This window comes from Chryseoglobus sp. 28M-23, from assembly GCF_014789785.1.
GTDB lineage: Bacteria > Actinomycetota > Actinomycetes > Actinomycetales > Microbacteriaceae > Microcella > Microcella indica.
Map to the genome: position 1 here is coordinate 168,225 of NZ_CP061846.1, position 19,006 is coordinate 187,230.

General features: G+C 71.1%; 8 protein-coding genes. 3 read left to right on the top strand and 5 right to left on the bottom strand.

What is annotated here, in order from left to right; translation table 11 throughout:
• Positions 1-4: 4 nt before the first annotated feature.
• Both IE160_RS00870 and IE160_RS00875 read right to left on the bottom strand, forming a co-directional pair.
• Positions 5-4,630, bottom strand: a complete 4,626-nt coding sequence (locus tag IE160_RS00870; protein ID WP_191151382.1) for an ATP-dependent helicase — start codon at positions 4,628-4,630, stop codon at positions 5-7.
• 59 nt (positions 4,631-4,689) lie between these two features.
• A complete protein-coding gene (locus IE160_RS00875) occupies positions 4,690-5,325 on the bottom strand; it encodes an alpha/beta hydrolase (protein WP_191151383.1) in 636 nt (211 codons plus the stop codon).
• A gap of 68 nt (positions 5,326-5,393) precedes the next feature.
• Here IE160_RS00875 and IE160_RS00880 point away from each other — a divergent pair, with 68 nt between their 5' ends.
• The 3 genes from IE160_RS00880 (at position 5,394) to IE160_RS00890 (ending at position 15,807) form a co-directional block, all read left to right on the top strand.
• Complete coding sequence (locus IE160_RS00880) at positions 5,394-5,936, top strand: NUDIX hydrolase family protein (RefSeq protein ID WP_179872957.1); 543 nt, start codon at positions 5,394-5,396, stop codon at positions 5,934-5,936.
• Between the two features lie 143 nt (positions 5,937-6,079).
• Positions 6,080-11,278: a hypothetical protein gene (locus IE160_RS00885; protein WP_191151384.1), complete on the top strand. Its 5,199-nt coding sequence runs from the start codon at positions 6,080-6,082 to the stop codon at positions 11,276-11,278.
• A 74-nt stretch (positions 11,279-11,352) separates the two neighbouring features.
• Positions 11,353-15,807, top strand: a complete 4,455-nt coding sequence (locus tag IE160_RS00890) for a DUF5979 domain-containing protein (RefSeq protein ID WP_191151385.1) — start codon at positions 11,353-11,355, stop codon at positions 15,805-15,807.
• Positions 15,808-15,892: 85 nt separating this feature from the next.
• Here IE160_RS00890 and IE160_RS00895 read toward each other — a convergent pair whose 3' ends face one another.
• From IE160_RS00895 to IE160_RS00905, 3 genes are all read right to left on the bottom strand, one after another.
• On the bottom strand, positions 15,893-17,476 hold the full coding sequence (locus IE160_RS00895) for a DEAD/DEAH box helicase (RefSeq protein WP_191151386.1): 1,584 nt from the start codon (positions 17,474-17,476) through the stop codon (positions 15,893-15,895).
• Between the two features lie 326 nt (positions 17,477-17,802).
• Positions 17,803-18,471: a DUF1684 domain-containing protein gene (locus IE160_RS00900; protein WP_224744515.1), complete on the bottom strand. Its 669-nt coding sequence runs from the start codon at positions 18,469-18,471 to the stop codon at positions 17,803-17,805.
• A 14-nt stretch (positions 18,472-18,485) separates the two neighbouring features.
• A complete protein-coding gene (locus IE160_RS00905) occupies positions 18,486-18,983 on the bottom strand; it encodes a hypothetical protein (protein ID WP_191151387.1) in 498 nt (165 codons plus the stop codon).
• Positions 18,984-19,006 lie beyond the last annotated feature (23 nt).

Here is a 19,006-nt window from a genome sequence, read left to right on the forward strand (position 1 = left end):
CGCCTCAGACCCTGAGCCTCAGGCCCTGCGGCGTGGCGACGAAGCCCGCGGCGGTCAGGGCGTCGGCGAGAGGTGTGCCGAACACGCTCTGCGAGTTGACCCGCTCCACCCGCACGCTGCGCAGTCGGGCACGCACGACGGCGGCGAGCTCAGCGGCGGCGGCCTCGAGCACGGCGGCGTCGTCCGTGAACGTCAGGGCGCTCTTGCCGCCGCGCTCCAGGTAGACGGCGAGGTGCCCGTCCACGAGCAGGACGATCGCCCCCGCCTTGCGGCCCGCGCGGTGACCCGGCGAGGCTCCCCGTGCGGAGTCGGCCGAGTCGATCTGGACGGCCGGCCAGGGCAGCGCAGCGCCGTAGGGGTTGGCCGGGTCGCTCGCGGCGAGCACTACGGCGCGCAGCGCCGGGGCGGCATCGGGGTCGCGCGAGTGCGCGCGCACCCGGTCGACGGTCGCCGGCGTGGCGAACTGGGCGGCCCCGAGGTGCTCGACGAAGTAGCCGCGGCGCACCCGGCCGGCCTCCTCCATTCGGCTGAGCACGCGATACAGCAGCGCGAAGCCTCCCACGACCTCCTCCGCCTGCGCGGCACCGCGCGTGATGACGCCATGCCGTTCCAGGAGGGTGTCGGCGAGATGCGCTGCTCGCCGAGTCGCGTCCCCATCACGGTCGGGCAGCAGCGACCACCGGCCCGCCGCGATCGGCGGCCCCGTCCGAGAGACGGAGGCCGGGCGCGCGTACCCGCGATAGCTGCGTGAGCGCGGTGCGCGCCGAGGAGTGCTCGCCCGCTGGCGCGTGGCACCGAGCATCGCCCGTACGGGCGCGAGCGTGTCGTTCGTCAGCAGGCCGGCCCACACGAGCTGCCAGAGATCATCGGCCAGGGCGGCATCGTCGACGCGGTCGAGGCCGTCCTGGCTGTTCACGACGTCGGAGAGCTGGCGGAAGAAGTAGGCGCCACCGCTCGAGAGCGCGGCGAGGATCGCCTCCTGCGACAGGGTCGGCTCGGTCGGTGCGGGGTCGTGCAGGCTCAGCGGCGCCGTCTCGGGCAGGTGCAGGCTCAGCCAGCCGTCGTTGCCGGCGAGGGAGCCCTCTCCCGCCCAGACGAGCTCGCCCGCGGCGGTGAGCTCGTCGAGCCAGGCGGGGGAGTAGTCGCGCACACGGCTCGGCAGAACCAGGGTCTCCCATGCACTCGCGGGCAGAGCCGCGCCCTGCAGCTGCTCGACCGCCTGCAGCACGCCGTCGAGCCCGCGCAGCGTGCTGCCCACGTTCTGCCACGAGGGGAGGAAGCGCCCCAGTGTGCCCGCGCTCACGGGCTCGATCTCCGAGCGCAGGGCCGCGAGGCTTCGCGTGCGCAGCCGCCGCAGCACCTCGACGTCGACCCACTCTGTGCCGCTCGCGCCCGGGCGGAACTCGCCCTCGAGCACACGCCGCTCGCCGGCGAGCCGGCGCAGGGCATCCGTCACCACCGCGATGCCGAGCCCGAAGCGGTGCGCGACGTCCTGTGCGACGAACGGGCCGTGGCTGCGCGCGTGGCGCGCGACGAGGTCGCCGATCGGGTCGGGCACGCTCTCCAGGAACGCGGTCGGCACACCGATCGGCACGGGGGTGCCGAGGGCGTCGCGCAGCCTCGCGGCGTCCTCGACGATCGCGTAGCGGGACACCCCCGCGATCGACACCGAGAGGACGCGGTTCGCGCGACCCAGCTCGTGCAGCCAGCCCGAGACGACTTCGGCGCGGCCGGGCGGCTCGGCCGCGAGCTCGACGCCTGCGCGCTCGACGAGCTCCTCGAGCGAGAGCGGCCCGAGGAGGCGAAGCAGGTCGACCACGCCCTCCGCATCGCGAGCCCGGCGATCGGGAGCCAAGCGCTGCAGCTCGGCCTCGGTCTGCAGGATGACCGTCGGGTCGAGCACCTCCCGCAGCTCCGCGCGGCCGAGCAGCTCGGCGAGGAGGGTCGAGTCGATGCTGAGCGCCGCAGCTCGACGCTCGGCGAGCGGGCTGTCGCCCTCGTAGAGGAAGGCGGCGACATAGCCGAAGAGGAGGGAGCGCGCGAAGGGGGAAGGCGTCGGCGTCTCCACCTCGACGAGGCGCACCGATCGCTGGCGGATACGATCGGTGAGTTGCGTGAGGCTGGGCAGATCGTAGACGTCGCCGAGAACCTCCCGCACGGTCTCGAGAATGATCGGGAAGGCGGGAAACTCGCGGGCGACCTCGAGCAGCTGGCTCGCACGCTGCCGCTGCTGCCAGAGCGGGCTGCGCTGGCTCGGGTTGCGCCGCGGCAGCAGCAGGGCGCGCGCGGCGCACTCGCGGAACCGGCTCGCGAACATCGCCGAGCCCCCCACCTCGACCGTCACGAGCTCGTCGAGCTCGTCCTTCTCGAACAGGAAGAGCTCGGCGCCCGGCGGCTCGCTCTCCGTGTCGGGCAGCCGCACCACGATGCCGTCGTCGGCGGCGATCGCCGCGCCATCGAAGCCGTGGCGCTCGCGGATGCGCGCCGACACGGCGAGGGCCCAGGGCGCGTGCACCGCGAGGCCGTAGGGCGAGTGCAGGACGAGCCGCCAGTCGCCGAGCTCATCGCGAAACCTCTCGACGACAAGAGTCTCGTCGGTCGGCAGGTGACCGGTGGAGGCGGCCTGCTCGGCGAGCAGAGCATCCAGATTGAGGATGGCGCGGTCGTCGAGACCCGCGGCGACGAGGCGCTCCCGGCGACCCTCCGCGGTCGCCGCGCCCAGCTCGCGCGTCGCGGTGCCGAGCGCGCGCCCGAGCTCCGCCGGCCGCCCCAGGCCGTCCCCGCGCCAGAACGGCACCTTGCCGGGCTGCCCGAACGCGGGCGTGACGACGACGCGGTCGTGCGTGATCTCGTCGATGCGCCAGCTCGTCGCCCCAAGGGAGATGACGTCGCCGACCCGCGACTCGTAGACCATCTCCTCGTCGAGCTCGCCCACGCGACGACCGGCTCCCTCGCCGGGCAGGAAGACCCCGTAGAGGCCGCGGTCGGGAATGGTGCCGCCGCTCGTGACGGCGAGGCGCTGAGCACCGGGTCGACCGCTGAGCTCGCCTCGTACGCGATCCCACACGATGCGCGGCCGCAGCTCCGCGAAGCGGTCGCTCGGGAATCGGCCGCTCAGCAGGTCGAGCGCGGCGTCGAAGGCCGAGCGCGGCAGGCCGGCGAACGGAGCACTGCGCCGCACCGTGTCGAACCACTCCTCGACCTCGCACGGTTCGAGCGCCACGTGGGCGACCGTCTGCTGGGCGAGCACGTCGAGCGGGTTCTGCGGAATGCGGAGCTCTTCGATGAGGCCGCTCACCATGCGCTCGCTCGTGACGGTCGCGTGCAGCACGTCCAGCCGGTGCTTGGGCATGAGCACGCCCGTGGAGACCTCTCCGACCTGGTGGCCGGCGCGGCCGATGCGCTGGAGCCCGCTCGCCACGCTGGGAGGTGCCTCCACCTGGATGACGAGGTCGACCGCTCCCATGTCGATGCCGAGCTCGAGGCTGCTCGTCGCGACGACGCAGCGCAGGCGGCCCGACTTCAGGTCGTCCTCGATGTCGGCCCGCTGGTCCTTGCTCACCGAGCCGTGATGCGCGCGGGCGAGGAGGGGCTCGGCGCCTCCTGTCGCGCCGGCTTGAGCCATCATCGAGGCCGGTGGCGCCGTCGGGGGCGACGGTTCGCCAGCGAGTTGCTCCGCGTAGATCTCATTGAGCCGGGCCGTGAGCCTCTCGGCCAGGCGGCGGGAGTTCACGAAGACGATCGTGGACCGGCGCGCGAGCACGCGCTCGACGATGTCCTCCTCCACGTGCGGCCAGATCGACGGCGGCGGTGCCACGCCCGAGGTCGACCCCTCCTCCTCGACGGGCACGAGCGAGCCGGGTGCAGTCATGTCGTCGACAGGCACCGAGATCGTCAGATCGAAGGTCTTGGCGGCCGGCGGCTTCACGATCGTGACCGGGGCGGCCCCGCCGAGGAACCGTGCGACCTCCTCGACGGGCCGCACTGTCGCCGAGAGGCCGATGCGCTGCGCGGGGCGCGCCAAGCGGGCATCGAGCCGCTCGAGGCTCAGCGCGAGGTGCGCGCCGCGCTTGGTTCCGGCGACCGCGTGCACCTCGTCGACGATGACCGTCGTGACGCCGTCGAGCGTCTCGCGGGCGCTCGAGGTGAGCATGAGGTACAGGCTCTCCGGGGTCGTGATGAGGATGTCTGGCGGGTTCTTCTGCAGGGCGCGACGCTCCTGCGTGGGGGTGTCGCCCGACCGCACCCCGACGGTGATCGGTGGCACGTCGACCCCGAGCCGTGCTGCCGTGCGCTCGACCCCGATGAGCGGGGCACGCAGGTTGCGCTCCACGTCTACGCCGAGCGCCTTGAGCGGGCTCACGTACAGCACGGTCGTGCGGGAGCCGCCCTCGGTCGCCGTCGCCGAGCGCTGCGAGGGGGTCGCGACAAGACGGTCGATCGACGAGAGGAAAGCCGCGAGTGTCTTGCCCGACCCGGTCGGTGCGACGACGAGCGCGTGGCGCCCGGTCGAGATCGCCTCCCACGCGCCCAGCTGCGCCGGAGTCGCCGCCGGGAAAGCTCCGGTGAACCACTCGCGCGTGGCCGGCGCGAAGCGACCGAGTACGTCGTCAGGCTCGGGGTCGGTCATCCCGCCATTCTGCCCCTCGGCACCGACCGCGAGCCTGACAGGATGCGCCCGGGCCGCGCTCAGGCGTAGCGGGCGCGCAGGAAGGCGAGCACGTCGGCGAGCTCGGGTTCGCTCACGCTGTGGCCGAGCCCTTCGTAGATGCGCGTGGTGAGGGTCGAGTGATGCGGCAGCCAGCGCTGCGTGGCCTCGATGAACGACGACGGGATCACCTCGTCGTGCGTGCCGCGCCCCCAGAAGACCGGGGGAGCGAGCTGCGCGAGCCGGTCATCGGCGGGGGCCTGGCCCGGCACGACGAAACCGGCGAGCGATACCGCGAACGCGAAGCGCTCCGGGGCGTGACGCAGCAGCTGGATGCTCATGGCCCCGCCCTGGCTGAAACCGAGCAGGCCGACCGACGTGGCCGAGGTTCCGTCGAGCCACTGCAGAAGGCCCCGGGCGGCGGCGTCGGCCCCCGCTGCGCGCTCCTCGTGCGAGACGTTCTCGAGCGGGTACCAGGAGTAGCCGGGGCCGGCGCGCAGGGGGGCGCGCACGGCGGCGATGACCGGGTCGAGGGGGAGGTGGGGGGCGAGGCCGAAGAGGTCGCCCTCGTGCGAGCCGTATCCGTGGAGCAGCACGAGCAGTGGTCGGTCGGCGCGCTCGCTCTGCGGTGCAGACCACAGCACGGCGCTCTCGTCGATCAGTTGCACGGCGCTCATTCCCCCATGGTGTCAGGTGCATCGTGTCTGATGCGCGCGGGAGGCCGCCGAGCGGGTGACAATGGAGCATGGCTACCGTGCGCACCCCCGACCCCAACCCGGGCTGGCTCTCGGATGAGGAGCTCGAGCAGATCCGCCAGCGACTGCCTCTCGTCTACATCGAGGCGGTGCCCGTGCGCGTCGACGGCATGGGCACGGTGACCGACGTCGGAGTCCTCCTGCGCGCCACCGACTCGGGCAGCATCACGCGCACGCTCGTGAGCGGTCGCGTGCTGTACGGCGAGACTCTGCGTGACGCGCTGTTCCGCCATCTGGAGAAGGACCTGGGCCCGATGGCCTTCCCGCAGCTTCCCGCCTCGCCCGTTCCGTTCGCCGTCGCCGAGTACTTCCCGTTCCCGAGCCCGACGCGGTTCTCCGACGACCGGCAGCACGCCGTCTCGCTCGCCTACGTCGTCCCCGTCACCGGAACGTGCGACCCCCGGCAGGATGCGCTCGAGCTGACGTGGCTGAGCCCGGCCGAGGCGGCGACCGATCGGGTCTCCGACGAGATGGAGGGCGGTCGCGGTGCCCTTCTGCGCTCGGCTCTGGCCTCGGTGGGCGTGCTGCCCTAGCGGCACGAGTTCCCCGTCGTACCCCTGTCTGGGGCCACGAGCACCCCCGTTCTAGGGACATGAATGAGGTTCATAGACCTCTAGGGTGAAAGACGGGGGCGGCATCCGGTCGTCGCGCCGGCACGTCAACCCGGGGGCAGCACATGTTTCGACGATTCTCTACGCGCGTACTCGCGGCGATCGCGGCCGCGGGTCTCATCGCCCTCCTCGCGCCCTTCGTGACGATGCCGTCGGCGGTCGCAGCCGAGGGCGACCCCGACGAGCCCGTGCTCATCCAGTTCGAGAAGGAAGCGATTCCTGCCGCGCCCACCTCCGTCGGCCCCGGCCAGACGGTGACCTACCAGTTCAGCATCAACTGCTCCTCGCTCGAGACCGACTGCCTCGACCTCACGCTCGCCGACTCGGTGCCCGCGCCGCTCGAGCTCCAGTCGGTCACCATGGCGACGCAGGTGCCGCCCATCGACGTGCAGATCTCGGGCAACGCCTTCACGGTCGAGGTCATCGACGATCTGGGAGGCGGCTTCACGGGCATGCAGGCCGGCACGGGCGTGCAGATCAGCGCGACCGCGACCGTCCCCTCCGACCTGTCCGCCGACTTCGACGGAACCCTGCTGCCCAACACGGCGACCGTGACGGTCAGCAACCGAGAGGACCTCGCGCTCGACCCTCCGCGCCCGAGCCTCGTCGAGTCGAGCGCCGAGGTGCTGCTCGCCGTGCCGCGCGTGCTCGGCTCCGACACGACCAAGTCCGTGACCCCCGCCACCACCCCGGCCGTGCTCGGCCGCACCGTCGCCTTCGACCTGGGGGCGACCAACACGAGCAACGGCTCGGTCGACGAGCTCGTCATCCAGGAACCCGCAGACACCTCCTCGACGATCCTCGACTACGTCGAGATCACGGGCCTGAGCGGGCTCGAGCTCCCCGCGGGCGCCGATCGTGTGCGCGTGGACTGGTTCGACGGCGCCGACTGGACGACCGGCACGCCCGCGGCCACAGCCGCCCTTCCCACTGGAGTCGACACGGCTGATATCCGCGGGCTGCGCATCGTCTTCTCGTCGAGCACCGGGCGGGTCGACCGGGGCGCGACGGGTGGCATCACGATCGACGGCGAGCTCACGGCGACCGCGGCCGCTGTCGCCTCGACCCTCACTCTCACCAACACGGCGAGCTCGTGGGTGCGCTTCGACGCGACGACGACGAGCCCCGAGCCGGCCGCCGACACGATCCGCCTCGACCCCTCGAGCATCGCCCCTCTCGCGACCAAGCAGTTCGAGAACGCCTACGTGATCGGCGGTGCGTTCGAGCGCGTGACGATCGGAGGCCAGAACGGGGGAGACTTCGCGCTCAAGGAGCTCACGCTCACCGAGCCCGCGCCCGGCTCGACCTCGCTCGCCGATCAGGGCCTGAGCTTCGACAGCTGGGTCGACGCCGATATCGAGTGGCCCGTGAGCGCCGCGAGCGCCGAGGTGAGCTACTGGTACGAGGGCGATGCCGACTTCAGCGCGCCCGTCACGACGACCACCGTCGACACGCTCCCGGCCCCGGTGGATGCTGCGCTCGTGCAGAGCGTGCGGGTCCGGTTCCTCAGCACGCAGCCCGGAGGCATGACGCCCGGGCAGTACGCGTCGCTGCCCTTCCGCGTGGTCACGGATGCCGTCGTGAGCGACGAGACCACGACCAACCAGGTGCGTGTCGACGTCGTCGCTCTCGACGACCAATCGGCCTTCGCCCTGGCCTCGGACGACCTCACCCGTCGCGCCTCGCGCGTGAACACCGAGGTCGAGAAGATCATCAGCCCCGACGAGCTGTACAGCCTCGAAGGTGCGACGACGCTCATCTCCCTGCCCGGCCGCATCACGCCACTGCCGGCGACGGCAGTCGATCCTTCGTCCTCGACGGTCGGTTCCGTCGCTCTCGTCATCACCGACCCGCTGGAGACGGGCGCCGACGATTTCTACAACTACTTCACACTCACCGACATCGTGGCGACAGCCGTTCCCGCGAACACGACTCTCACGGTGGAGTACTTCGACGGGTCGACGTGGAGCGTGCTGCCCGGCGCCGACGGGCTCCTCGGCCCGTCCTTCCTCACGACGAGCATCGATGCCGGCGTGCGCGAGGTGCTCCAGGGCATCCGCTTCAGCTACCAGCACGTCGACTACGACACCTCGGGCACGCTGCTCAACCCCGGCTTCAGCGCTCAGCCCAACCTCCGTTTCGCCCTGCGCGGCGAGCTGCGCGACGGAACGGGCGAGGCCGCGTCGGCCACGCGCACCGAGTCGATCAGCGTCGACAACACCGTGCAGGCCCGCGTGTCGAACCCGGTGGCGACGCCCTCCGAGGCCACGGACGACGCCGTGGCTCCCCTCCTGCTGCTGCCCACCGTCGACAGCGGTGACGGCTCGGGCGGTATTGCGGCGATCTCCAAGGAGTGGCAGCCCGTGGCGAGCACGGGCTTCGAGGCTGTGAATGCCCGCAGCGCCGATCAGGCGACGGCGCGCATCTCGTGGGGCACGGCTGGCACCTTCTTCGACTCGGTCGTGCTGTCCGACACCGCCACCGATCCTGCGACGACGCCCGTCGCCGACACCGTGTTCGAAGCCTTCGACCTCGTCCGTATTCCGGCGATCTCCAGCGGCATGGACGCCCTGCTGACCTTCGACCGCATCGCAGCGGTCGAGCTCTTCGTGCCCGGGTCAGGCTGGGTCGGGGCGACGGGCGACCCGTGCCCCGCGAGCTGCGACGGCACGTTCCCCGGGTACACGCTCACCGACGCCGAGAGCGCGGCGGCGACCGGGGTGCGCCTCATCGTCGAGGAGAGCCCCTCGCGCGGGTCGCGCATCGGCACCAACCCTGCGGCACCTCCCGTCGGCACGGGCGTCGCCCCGTCGATGGGTCTCGACCGCCGCGTCGACCTCGTCTTCGAGGTGCGCGACGTGCGCCGCTCCGACTCCGGTGTCGCCGTGCTCGGCGCCACTCGGGAGGCCCTGTACAACACCGCTGACTTCGGCGTCGTGAACAACACGGCGCGCTTCGAGGGGCGCGATGAGGCCGAGAGCGTGCTGCTGACGCGCACGGATGGCGACACGATCCTCATCTTCGATCAGCCGCTGACCGTCGAGATCACGAAGAGCTGGGTCGACGGCCCGCTCGGCACCCCTCCCGGCGGCACGCCCCAGGCGCTCTACCCTCGAGCCCGCATGACGATCGACGCGCAGAACACGTCAGTGTCGAAGGTCGACGAGCTCTCCATCCTCGACCCGGTCGCGGGTACCACTCCCTTCGAGTCGGTCAACCTGTACGACATCGTCTCGCTCAGCGTGCCGTCAGGGGCGACGTCGACTGAGGTCATCCTCGAGCGTGAAGGGGCGGCGTTCACCTCCTACACCCGCTCGGCCGCCCTCGCGCTCAGCGCGGCGCAGCTCGCCGATGTCGTGGGCATCGAGGTCGTGCACACGGGGCGCATCGATGTCGAGGCCTCCACACGCCTCGTCGTCGACACCCAGCTGCGACAGGACCTCCGCAGCACGCCAGGCACGCGAGTCGACAGCACGACGAGCGCCATCGTGGCGAACACCGCCGAGGCCACGATCACCGACCCGGGCGGTCTGACCGACCCTGCCGAGGGAGAGACCGACAACGTCCTCACCGCGCAGGCGAGCGCGCAGGTCACGGTCGAGAACCTCTCGTACGCGGTCACGGCGACCAAGGGAATCCAGGCAGACACGACGGCGACACCGACCGTGCCGGCGACGCAGTTCGAGGGCAACTCGCGCACCGCGACGGTGACACTGACCGGTCAGCCCTCCGGCAACGTGCGCTCGACCGACATGGTCATCGAAGACCTCACCCCGTCGTTCTGGAACGCGTACAACTTCAGCGGATTCTCCTCCCACTCGTTCGCTGCGCCGCTCAACCGGGTGAAGGTCGACGTCCTCGTCGGCGTCGACTACGTCGTCGACGGGTCCGGCGGCATCACGGCCGAGTGTTCCGGGTCCACCGCGCTCGACGCCTGCTGGGTCGAGGGTTCCTTCGGCTCGACGCTCGCCCTGCCGTCGCTGCCGTCCGGCGCCGTGACCGCCGACATCCGCGGCATCCGTCTGCACTACACGCGCGCCGACGGCGCGGCGTGGGAGCGCCCGTACAACCCGCTGCAGACCGTGCGCTTCACCGCGACGCGGCGTGACCTCCTGGTCGCCCCCAGTACCGAGCCGGTGCCGTCGACCCTCTACATCTACTCCGACCCTGCTCCGGGGGAGACCGAGGTCGGCGTCTTCACGAACGACGTCGAGGTGACCTCGTGGGCCGACGACGGCGCGGATGCTCCGCTCTGGCAGGCGACCGATGACGACACCCGGCAGATCCTGTTCCAGCACCGCCCGGCCGAGGTGCGCGTCATCAAGACGCCTTTCGGCCCGCTCACCCTGGGCGCTCCGATCCCCTACGAGATCACGGTACGGAACCTCGGCACGGGTCAGGACAAGGACCTTGCCGAGCTGCAGATCGTCGATCTCATCCCCGTCGACGGCACCGGGCCGATGCTCGAGCTCGGCATCGACCCCGAGACGAACACGCCATACGAGCCCGAAGACCTCATCGAGATCTCCGTCGTCGACGAGTCCAGCCAGTCGGTCGCGGCCCCCTCGTTCACCGCTGACCTCGGGGCGAGCGCGTCCGGCGGCCAGCCGCTCACGATCACGCCAGACCCGGGGTTCATCCTCGAGAAGGGGTGGACCCTCACCATCTCGGCGCCCCTGCTCTTCCGCCAGTTCCTGCAGGCGGGCTCCGAGACGTCGGACTTCGTCGTCAACAGCGCGATCGTCACGAGCGACCAGGAGTTCGATCGCTGCGAGTACTCCACGAACGGCATTCTCGAGCCCGACCCGCAGCTCGAGGTATCGAGCTGCACGGCTACCACGAAGGTCTGGGCGCTCCCGAGCGCGCCCATGAACATCGTCAAGGGAGTGAAGGGCGTCGGCGCTGGGCCCCTCGACATCAACGGCGACCCCGTCGTCGACCCCGTCACGAGTGCGCCCTACGACGATCTGGGCGTCATCCGCACGGTCAACAACGGCGTCGACTGCAGCGCTCCCACTCTCGCCGTGGACGGCAAGGATTACTACCGCTACCCCTGCGTGCCCATCACGCGCCCCGGCGGCACGGAAGAGTGGGCCGGCAACTTCTTCAATGCGGGCAACGTGCGCGTCTTCGAGGTCGTCGCGATCGACGTGCCCCCCGGGAGAACGACCGCGGCGTCATCATCAATGACAACCGCAACTCGCGGTGGACGCCGACGCTTACCGAGCGACCGCGGCTCGTCGGCTGGCCCGATGAGGCCCTGACGGTCTACTACACCGATCGTCTCGATCTCGCGACTCCGGCGTGCAACGGCGCCGACATTCAGCGCGAGCTCGGCATGTCGCCCAGCTCGACCCCGCCGATGGTCGAGCAGTACTGGCCCTGCATCGACAGCCCGAGCGCGGGAGGCATCCCCGACCGGGATGACCCTGTCGACGGCTGGCAGGTCATGCCGGCGGTGCCCGACGCAGCGCTGCTCGAGAGCGTCATCGCGCTCAAGTTCGTCGTCGACCTGACAGTCGGCGTCGCCGAGGCCGACCAGGGCCTCCTGCCGGGCGAGGACATCTCCATCGTGTACCGCTCGGAGACCGCGCGCGAGCCGGTGCTGCGCGAGACCGACGCGAACCTCGACCGCGACTCGATCGCCTACAACTCGATCGCCGGTGCCGCCCGCGGCCGCGACGGCGACAACGACCTCCCATACCGCTTCGTGACCGAGCCGCGCAAGGTCGGCGTCGCTCTCGCGACGGGTGCTCTCGACCTCGCGAAGATCGTCGAGGGAGAAGGAGCCTCGTTCGCGCCAGGCTCGGTGCCGATCGATGTCGCCTGCTCGGTCGGCGGCGAGCCCATCTCGCTGCTCGACAGCGCTGGTGACGACCGCTCGCCCTTCACGATCACGAGCAACGCGGCGGCCGAGCGCATCCTCGGTATCCCGCTGTATGCCGAGTGCGGCATCAGCGAGGCGGGCACGACGGGGGCCACCTCGATCACGACGCTGCCGTCGACGGTCACCGTGCGGGCACTCGACTACAGCCCCTCCACGGTCTTCAACCCGCGCCCCGCCTTCGCCGAGCGCCCCGCGATCCAGCTGAGCGAAGTCACCAACACCTACGACCTCGCCGGGCTGACGATCTCCAAGTCGGTGGACATGAACGGGGCGGTCAACGCGGCTGGCGACCCGATCATGCAGACCAGCTTCACCTTCTCGATCGCCTGCACGTTCGACACCGGGTCGGGCGCGCAGCCGATCGCGGTCTCGCCGTCCACCTTCACACTCAACGACGGCGGCTCCCGCAGCTACACGGGGCTGCCGGCCGGCGCGGTCTGCACAGTGACCGAGACCCAGTCGCGCGGTGCCACGGTCACGAAGGTCATCACGACGGGCGGAGCGGCCGCGGCGCCGACCTCCGGCACCTCGGCCATCGTGACCCTGGCGCCCAACGACGGCGCGGGCGAGCCGACCAACGCGGTCGACTACACCAACAGCATCGCCGTGGGCTCGCTCACCGTGACCAAGGCGATCACGGGAGCCGGCGCGACCGACCCCTACGACTTCGGCGACGGCACCTTCACCGTTCTCGTCAACTGCACGCGCACCGCGTCGACGATCGCGCCCGCCACGCAGCCGCCGGGGGCGAGTGCCACGGCGGTTTGGTACGGCACGCTCACCTTCAGCGCGTCGACTCAGCTCAGTCAGACCATCGACAACATCCCCGCGGGGTCGACGTGCGCCATCACGGAGCAGCAGAGCGCGGGCGCCACGCAGGTGACGAACCCGAGCAACGTGACGATCTCGGGCAACAGCACGGTGAGCCGCACGGTCACCAACCGCTACGACCTCGCCTCCGTCACCGTGGGCAAGACGGTTCTCACCGACGCCGTCGATGAGAACGACGACCCGGTGTACCCGGCCGATCCCTTCGCCTTCGCGGTCTCCTGCACCTTCCAGGGCGACGCGGTGCTCGCCGACGGCTTCGCCGCCGCACCCATGACGTTCGCGCTGCGCCACGACGAGACGCGCACACTCACGGGTCTACCCGCGGGCGCCTCGTGCACGGTCTCCGAGACGGAAGACCAAGAAGCGGACTCGACGTCGATCGCTCGCACGGTGGGAGGCTCCTCGACCTCGATCGACGGCACGTCGACCACGATCGCCTCTCTCGCCGCCAATGGCACGAGCCCGGTGACCCGCAACACGGTGCAGTTCACCAACCGCTACGGCGTGACGAGCTTCACGATCGCCAAGGACGTCATCGGAGGGGGCGTCGGGCAGTTCGCCCCCGAGTCCGTGACGGCGAACGTCGTCTGCACGAGCCCGCTCGTCGGTGAGTCGTTCAACGGCGACGTCACGGTGCTCGCCGACGGCTTCGTCACGATCGAGAACCTCGCCGACGGCTCGACCTGCGCGGTGTTCGAGCGCGACCCGCTCGCGACGGGCGCCGATGCGCACCGCATCGTCGACGACGAGGGAACAGTCATCGACGGCACCGGCATCGTCGTGACATCCGGCGCGCCCGCGTCGGTGACCCTCGAGAACTACTACCTGACCGGCTCGGTGGAGATCTCCAAGACCGTGCTCGGGGCGGGAGCCGCGTACGGCGACGGCCCCTTCGAGGTGACGCTGGCGTGCGTGCGCGACGGCGTCGACGTGACGATCGCGGGCGGAGCGACGCGCACTCTCGCCTCTGGCGGTACCGCGAGCTACACGCTTCTGCCGTCTGGTGCCGCGTGCACCCTCACCGAGAGCGACCCGGCCGGCGCGACCTCGAGTCGCATCCTCGATGCGGAGGGCGGTGAGCTGACCACGGACGTGGCCACCGGCCACACGTTCACCGTCGTGGTCGACGACTCCGAGCTCGTCGACGACCAGGTGCAGCCGGCTCTCGAGGTCGAGAACACGTTCGAGCTCGCGAGCCTCGCCGTCACCAAGACCGTCTCGAGCGACGCTGTCGACGCTGCGGGCGCAGCCATCGACTACGGGCCCTTCCCCGTCGCCGTCGCGTGCACCTTCGAGGGCGACGCCGTCTACGGCACGGGCTACGACGCGGAGACGCCGATGCAGCGCAGCCTCGCCGACGGTGAGACATGGTCGCTGAGCGGCCTGCCCGATGGGGCCCGGTGCACGATCACCGAGACCGACACGATGGACGCGGCGCAGACGCGCGTCGTGACCGTCGTGGACGGCGGGGGGTCCTCGACGATCGTCGCCGATGCCGCGGTCGTCACCCTCGGAACGAGCACGACCGCAGAGATCGAGAACGACTACACCGTCGGCTCGATCGAGCTCGCCAAGTCGGTGGTCGGCGCGGGCGCCGACGAATGGGCGGACGCTCCTGTCGAGATCGACGTGACCTGCGAGCTCGACGACAGCACCGGTCTGCGCACGGTCTTCACCGATACGTTCACGTTCGCGCGCGGCGACGAGCCCGTGACGATCGAGAACCTCGCCACGGGTGCCGTGTGCACCGTGACGGAGACTGCCACGGGCGGAGCCTCCTCCACGACCGTGACTCTCGCGGGTGCCTCGATCGACGGCTCGATCGTCGACGGCGTCACGGCGGACGTCACGATCGGGAACGAGCCCATCGACGTCACGGTCACCAACACCTTCGCCCTCGGCGAGGTCGAGGTCGAGAAGGAGCGCGTGGGGGCGGGTGCTGCGACGTGGGGCGCCGGGCCGTTCGAGGTCGAGCTCACGTGCCTTCGTGACGTCAACGGGATCGAGCAGCAGCTCGAGATCCCTGGCGGAGCACTGCGCGAACTCACCTCCGACGGCTTCTACCGTGCGACCTACGAGGGTCTTCCCCTCGACGCCGACTGCTCGCTCGTCGAGACGCGCGCGGCGGGCGCGACGAGCACGAGCATCGATGTCGATGAGGTCACCGTCTCCGCCGAGCCGGTCGGCTTCACGGTGACCAACACCTTCGACGTGGGGGGCGTCGTCGTGGAGAAGACTTTCGCGGGCGACGGCACCGGCACGTTCGTGCGGGGATCCTTCGAGGCGAGCCTTGCCTGCACGCTGCCGATCGATGGCGTCGTCACCGCCCTGGAGATCCCGGGAGGTGCGGCGCGCGAGCTCACCGAGCTCAACGGTTACCGCAACAGCTGGGAGCAGATCCCGGCGGGCGCCGACTGCACGGTGACGGAGACCCGCACGGGCGGTGCCACGCGCACCGACGCGACGGCGAGCGAGTTCGTCGTGGTCGCCGACGAGGATCACACCGTGGGACTCGAGAACACCTTCCTGCTCGCGGCCTTCTCGGTCACGAAGGACGTCACGGGCCCCTTCGCGAGCGAGGCCACTGACGCCACGTTCGTCATCGAGACCTCGTGCCTGTGGGACCGCGACGGTGAGCTGGTGCCCCTGTTGCCGGGCGACTGGATGGACGAGGAGAGGCTCCCAGACGAGGGCACCCGGGAGGGCGCGACCGACGAAGGCGGGGAGTCGGATGAGAGCGAGCCGGAGCCGGAGCGCCCGACGAGCATGGTGTCGCAGATCCGCGACGGCACGACCGTGATGTTCGAGAACCTGCCGGCGAACGCCGTCTGCTCGATCTCGGAGGTGGACAGCGGCGGAGCCACCGCCCAGGTCGTGTGGCTCGATGGCGCCATGCAGCTCGGTGATCTCACTCTCGCCGACGGGCTCAACGACTCGACGCTCTCCAACGTCTTCCTCACGACGCTCGCCCTCACGGGTGTCGAACTCGCCGCGTGGATCGCGCTGGTCATCGCGCTGCTGCTCGCGGGAGCAACCCTCGTCGTGATCAGTCGGCGCCGCGCTCACGCCTCCTAGCGAAACGGCGCCGCTCCCCACGAGGGGGAGCGGCGCCGCCGTGAAGGAGCTGCCGGGTCAGAAGAACCGGATCAGGGCTGCCGGGTCAGCGCCCGCGGCGCTGGCCGCCGGTGCTGTTGGAGCGGACGACCTGGCCGACGCGGATTCCGCCGCCGGTGCTGCCGGGAGAGGATGCCCGGCGCGAGCCCTGGCGCGCACGAGGTGCTGCCGGCGCATCGCTGTGGCGCGGTGCCGCGGCGCGAGCCGGGGCGGCGTCGCCGCGCGTGCGTCCGGCGTCCGTCGATCGTCCGCCGTCGGCGCGAGCCGCGCCGTCACGATCGGAGGCGTTTCGGCCGGAGCCGCCGCGACGCGATCCGCCGCGCTGGCCGCCGCGGCCTGCGCCGCCGCCGTCACCGTCGCGACCGGCGCGCTTGCGCTGAGCGTTGGCGCCCTGCGAGCGGCCCCCACCCTGCACGGGCGGGCGCAGCACGGAGGGGAGGTCGGCGAAGGCGACGGGAGCCGCGACCTCGCCGGTGAGGCGCGTGACGGCCTCCGAGCTCGCGGTGACCTGCTGCGGCTGCACCTGGATGGCGGCCTTGCGCAGCAGCATCGCGGTGTCGCGGCGCTGCTCGGGCAGCACGAGGGTGACGACGTCGCCCGCGGCGCCCGCGCGAGCGGTGCGGCCTGAGCGGTGCAGGTACGCCTTGTGCTCCATGGGCGGATCGACGTGGATGACGAGCTCGATGTCGTCGACGTGCACGCCGCGCGCGGCGACGTCGGTGGCGACGAGCACGCGCACGCTGCCGTCGCCGAAGGCGGCGAGGTTGCGGTCGCGCGCGGGCTGCGAGAGGTTGCCGTGCAGGTCGACGGCGGGGATGCCGTCGGCCGTGAGCTGCTTGGCGAGCTTCTTGGCCTGGTGCTTGGTGCGCATGAAGAGGATGCGTCGACCGGAGCCCGAGGCGAGCGTCGAGACGAGGCGCTTCTTCTCGTCGACGCCGGAGACCTCGAAGACGTGGTGGGTCATCGCCGCGACGGGCGAGTTGGCCTCGTCGACCGAGTGGGTCGAGGGGTTGTGGAGGAACTGCTTCACGAGCTTGTCCACGCCGTTGTCGAGGGTCGCGCTGAAGAGCAGGCGCTGGCCGTCGGTCGGGGTCGACTTCATGATGCGCGTGACGCCGGGCAGGAACCCGAGGTCGGCCATGTGATCGGCCTCGTCGAGCACGGTGATCTCGACGGCGTCGAGGGTCACGAGGCGCTGCTTCATGAGGTCCTCGAGGCGGCCGGGGCACGCGACGATGATGTCGACGCCTGCGTTCAGCGCCTGCACCTGGCGGTGCTGCGAGACGCCGCCGAAGATCGTCGTCGTCGTGAGGCCGTAGGCCTTCGCGAGCGGCTCGAGCACGGCGTTGATCTGCGTGGCGAGCTCGCGCGTCGGCGCGAGCACCATGCCGAGCGGTGCGCCCTTGCGGCGCGGGCCGCCCGCGAGCCGCGTGCCGAGGCGCGCGACCATGGGGATCGAGAAGGCGAGCGTCTTGCCCGAGCCGGTCTTGCCGCGGCCGAGCACGTCGCGCCCGGCGAGGGTGTCGGGCAGGGTGTCGACCTGAATGGGGAAGGCCTCGGTCTTGCCCTGTGCTTCGAGCACCTCGACGAGGGGGTATGGCACGCCGAGCGTGCGGAAGGTGGTGGTCATGGTTGGTGCCTTTCAGTGTTCCACCCCACCAGATCTGGCGCACAAGGGCGCTTGCCTGGGGCGACAGTCACACTTCGCGGCGAATCTGACGGGGTTTCCGTCACACTGCGCGCAGCGTTGATGTCCGTGCAGAGCACGAGGGTGATGGTTGGCGACGGCGGCGATGGCCGCAATCAGTTCGCCGTGAGAAAGTATCGATTCGCTGCGCGCGAGTCAGTGCGCGATGTGCGAGAAGAGGAAGCGTTCTACGACGCTGGGAGCCCATCGATGGGCTGTCCAATACGTCAACCGTAGCAGGTCGCCTTCAGGATGAGTCCAGGAGGGTGTCAGAGCGTGAGGCGGCCGTTGCCGTAGCGCTCGCCGACGGGGATCTCGATGTCGACGACATTGCCGGCTGGAGCGAGCGGGCAGGCCCATGCCTCGTCGTAGGCGCACGACGGGTTGTAGGCGAAGTTGAGGTCGAGCACGAGCGACCACGGCGCCCGGCCTCCGCCGAGATCGGCGCCCTTGACGGTGTCGAGCAGGTAGCGCCCACCGCCGTAGGTGCCGCCGGGCACGCGCGAGAGGGCGTCGCGCACGGGAACGAAGATGCCGCCGCCGTACGACGCGAGCCGCCAGACGTCGAGCGAGCCGACGCCGGGCACCTCGACGAGCCCGAGCCGCTCGAACGGCACGACTCCATCGGTGCCGGTCTCGACGTCGAGGCGCCGTGGCTCAGCATCCTGAATCACGCACTCGAATCGCCACGCGGGGTCGTAAGGCTTCACGCGCAGCCCGGTGAACGCCTCGCGATCGGCGGGCAGCAGGGGCGAAGCGGGGTGATGGGCGAAGAGCTCGTCCCGCGCGCGCCGCCAGTGGTCGTGCGCCGCGGGCAGGTCGGTCGCCTCCCGCACCTCGGCGTAGAGCGCCGTGATGCGGCGACGCCAGTCGGCGACGGCCAGGGCGCTCACGGCTCGGTCGGGGGTGGCGCCGGCGGGCGCGGATGCTGCGCTCACGACCTGCCGCCCGCCTAGGCCGCCGGGCCGAACTGCACCGCCCACCCGGGCGCGAGCCGCCGCAGCTGCTGCGCCCGCAGCTGCCAGAAGACCCAGAACCCGAACCAGACGACGGGCGTCAGCACGCCAGCGCCGACGTCGAGGGCGTCGCGAAACCGCGTGCGAGAATCCGGCGCGGCGGGGTCGGGGCTGATCGCCATGCGGTGGTGCCAGCGCGAGACGATGCTCATCGCGCCCGTCAGCGGCCCACCCTCGTCGTGCACGATGCGGGTCCCGTCGGCCCGGGTCTCGTCGCGCAGCGCGATGAGCTGGGTTCCCATCGGCAGCAGCCCGAGCATGCGCAGCCGCACGCGGTGCTCGGTGTCGGCCCAGCGGTCGGGAAATCCGTCCGCCTCGAGGGACTGCGCCGCCGTGATCGGTCCCGAGACCGCCTGGAAGACCGCGGGCGAGTGCACGGCCTCCCACGCCGCGTCGGGCGGGCAGTCGAGCAGCAGGTTCAGTCGCACACGCATGAGCCCAGTGTGCGGCACCTCGC

Coding starts and splice junctions, on each gene's coding strand:
- IE160_RS00895 (WP_191151386.1), bottom strand. CDS start 17,476: ATGACCACCACCTTCCGCACGCTCGGCGTGCCATACCCCCTCGTCGAG.
- IE160_RS00880 (WP_179872957.1), top strand. CDS start 5,394: ATGGCTACCGTGCGCACCCCCGACCCCAACCCGGGCTGGCTCTCGGAT.
- IE160_RS00875 (WP_191151383.1), bottom strand. CDS start 5,325: ATGAGCGCCGTGCAACTGATCGACGAGAGCGCCGTGCTGTGGTCTGCA.
- IE160_RS00885 (WP_191151384.1), top strand. CDS start 6,080: ATGTTTCGACGATTCTCTACGCGCGTACTCGCGGCGATCGCGGCCGCG.
- IE160_RS00890 (WP_191151385.1), top strand. CDS start 11,353: ATGTCGCCCAGCTCGACCCCGCCGATGGTCGAGCAGTACTGGCCCTGC.
- IE160_RS00870 (WP_191151382.1), bottom strand. CDS start 4,630: ATGACCGACCCCGAGCCTGACGACGTACTCGGTCGCTTCGCGCCGGCC.
- IE160_RS00905 (WP_191151387.1), bottom strand. CDS start 18,983: ATGCGTGTGCGACTGAACCTGCTGCTCGACTGCCCGCCCGACGCGGCG.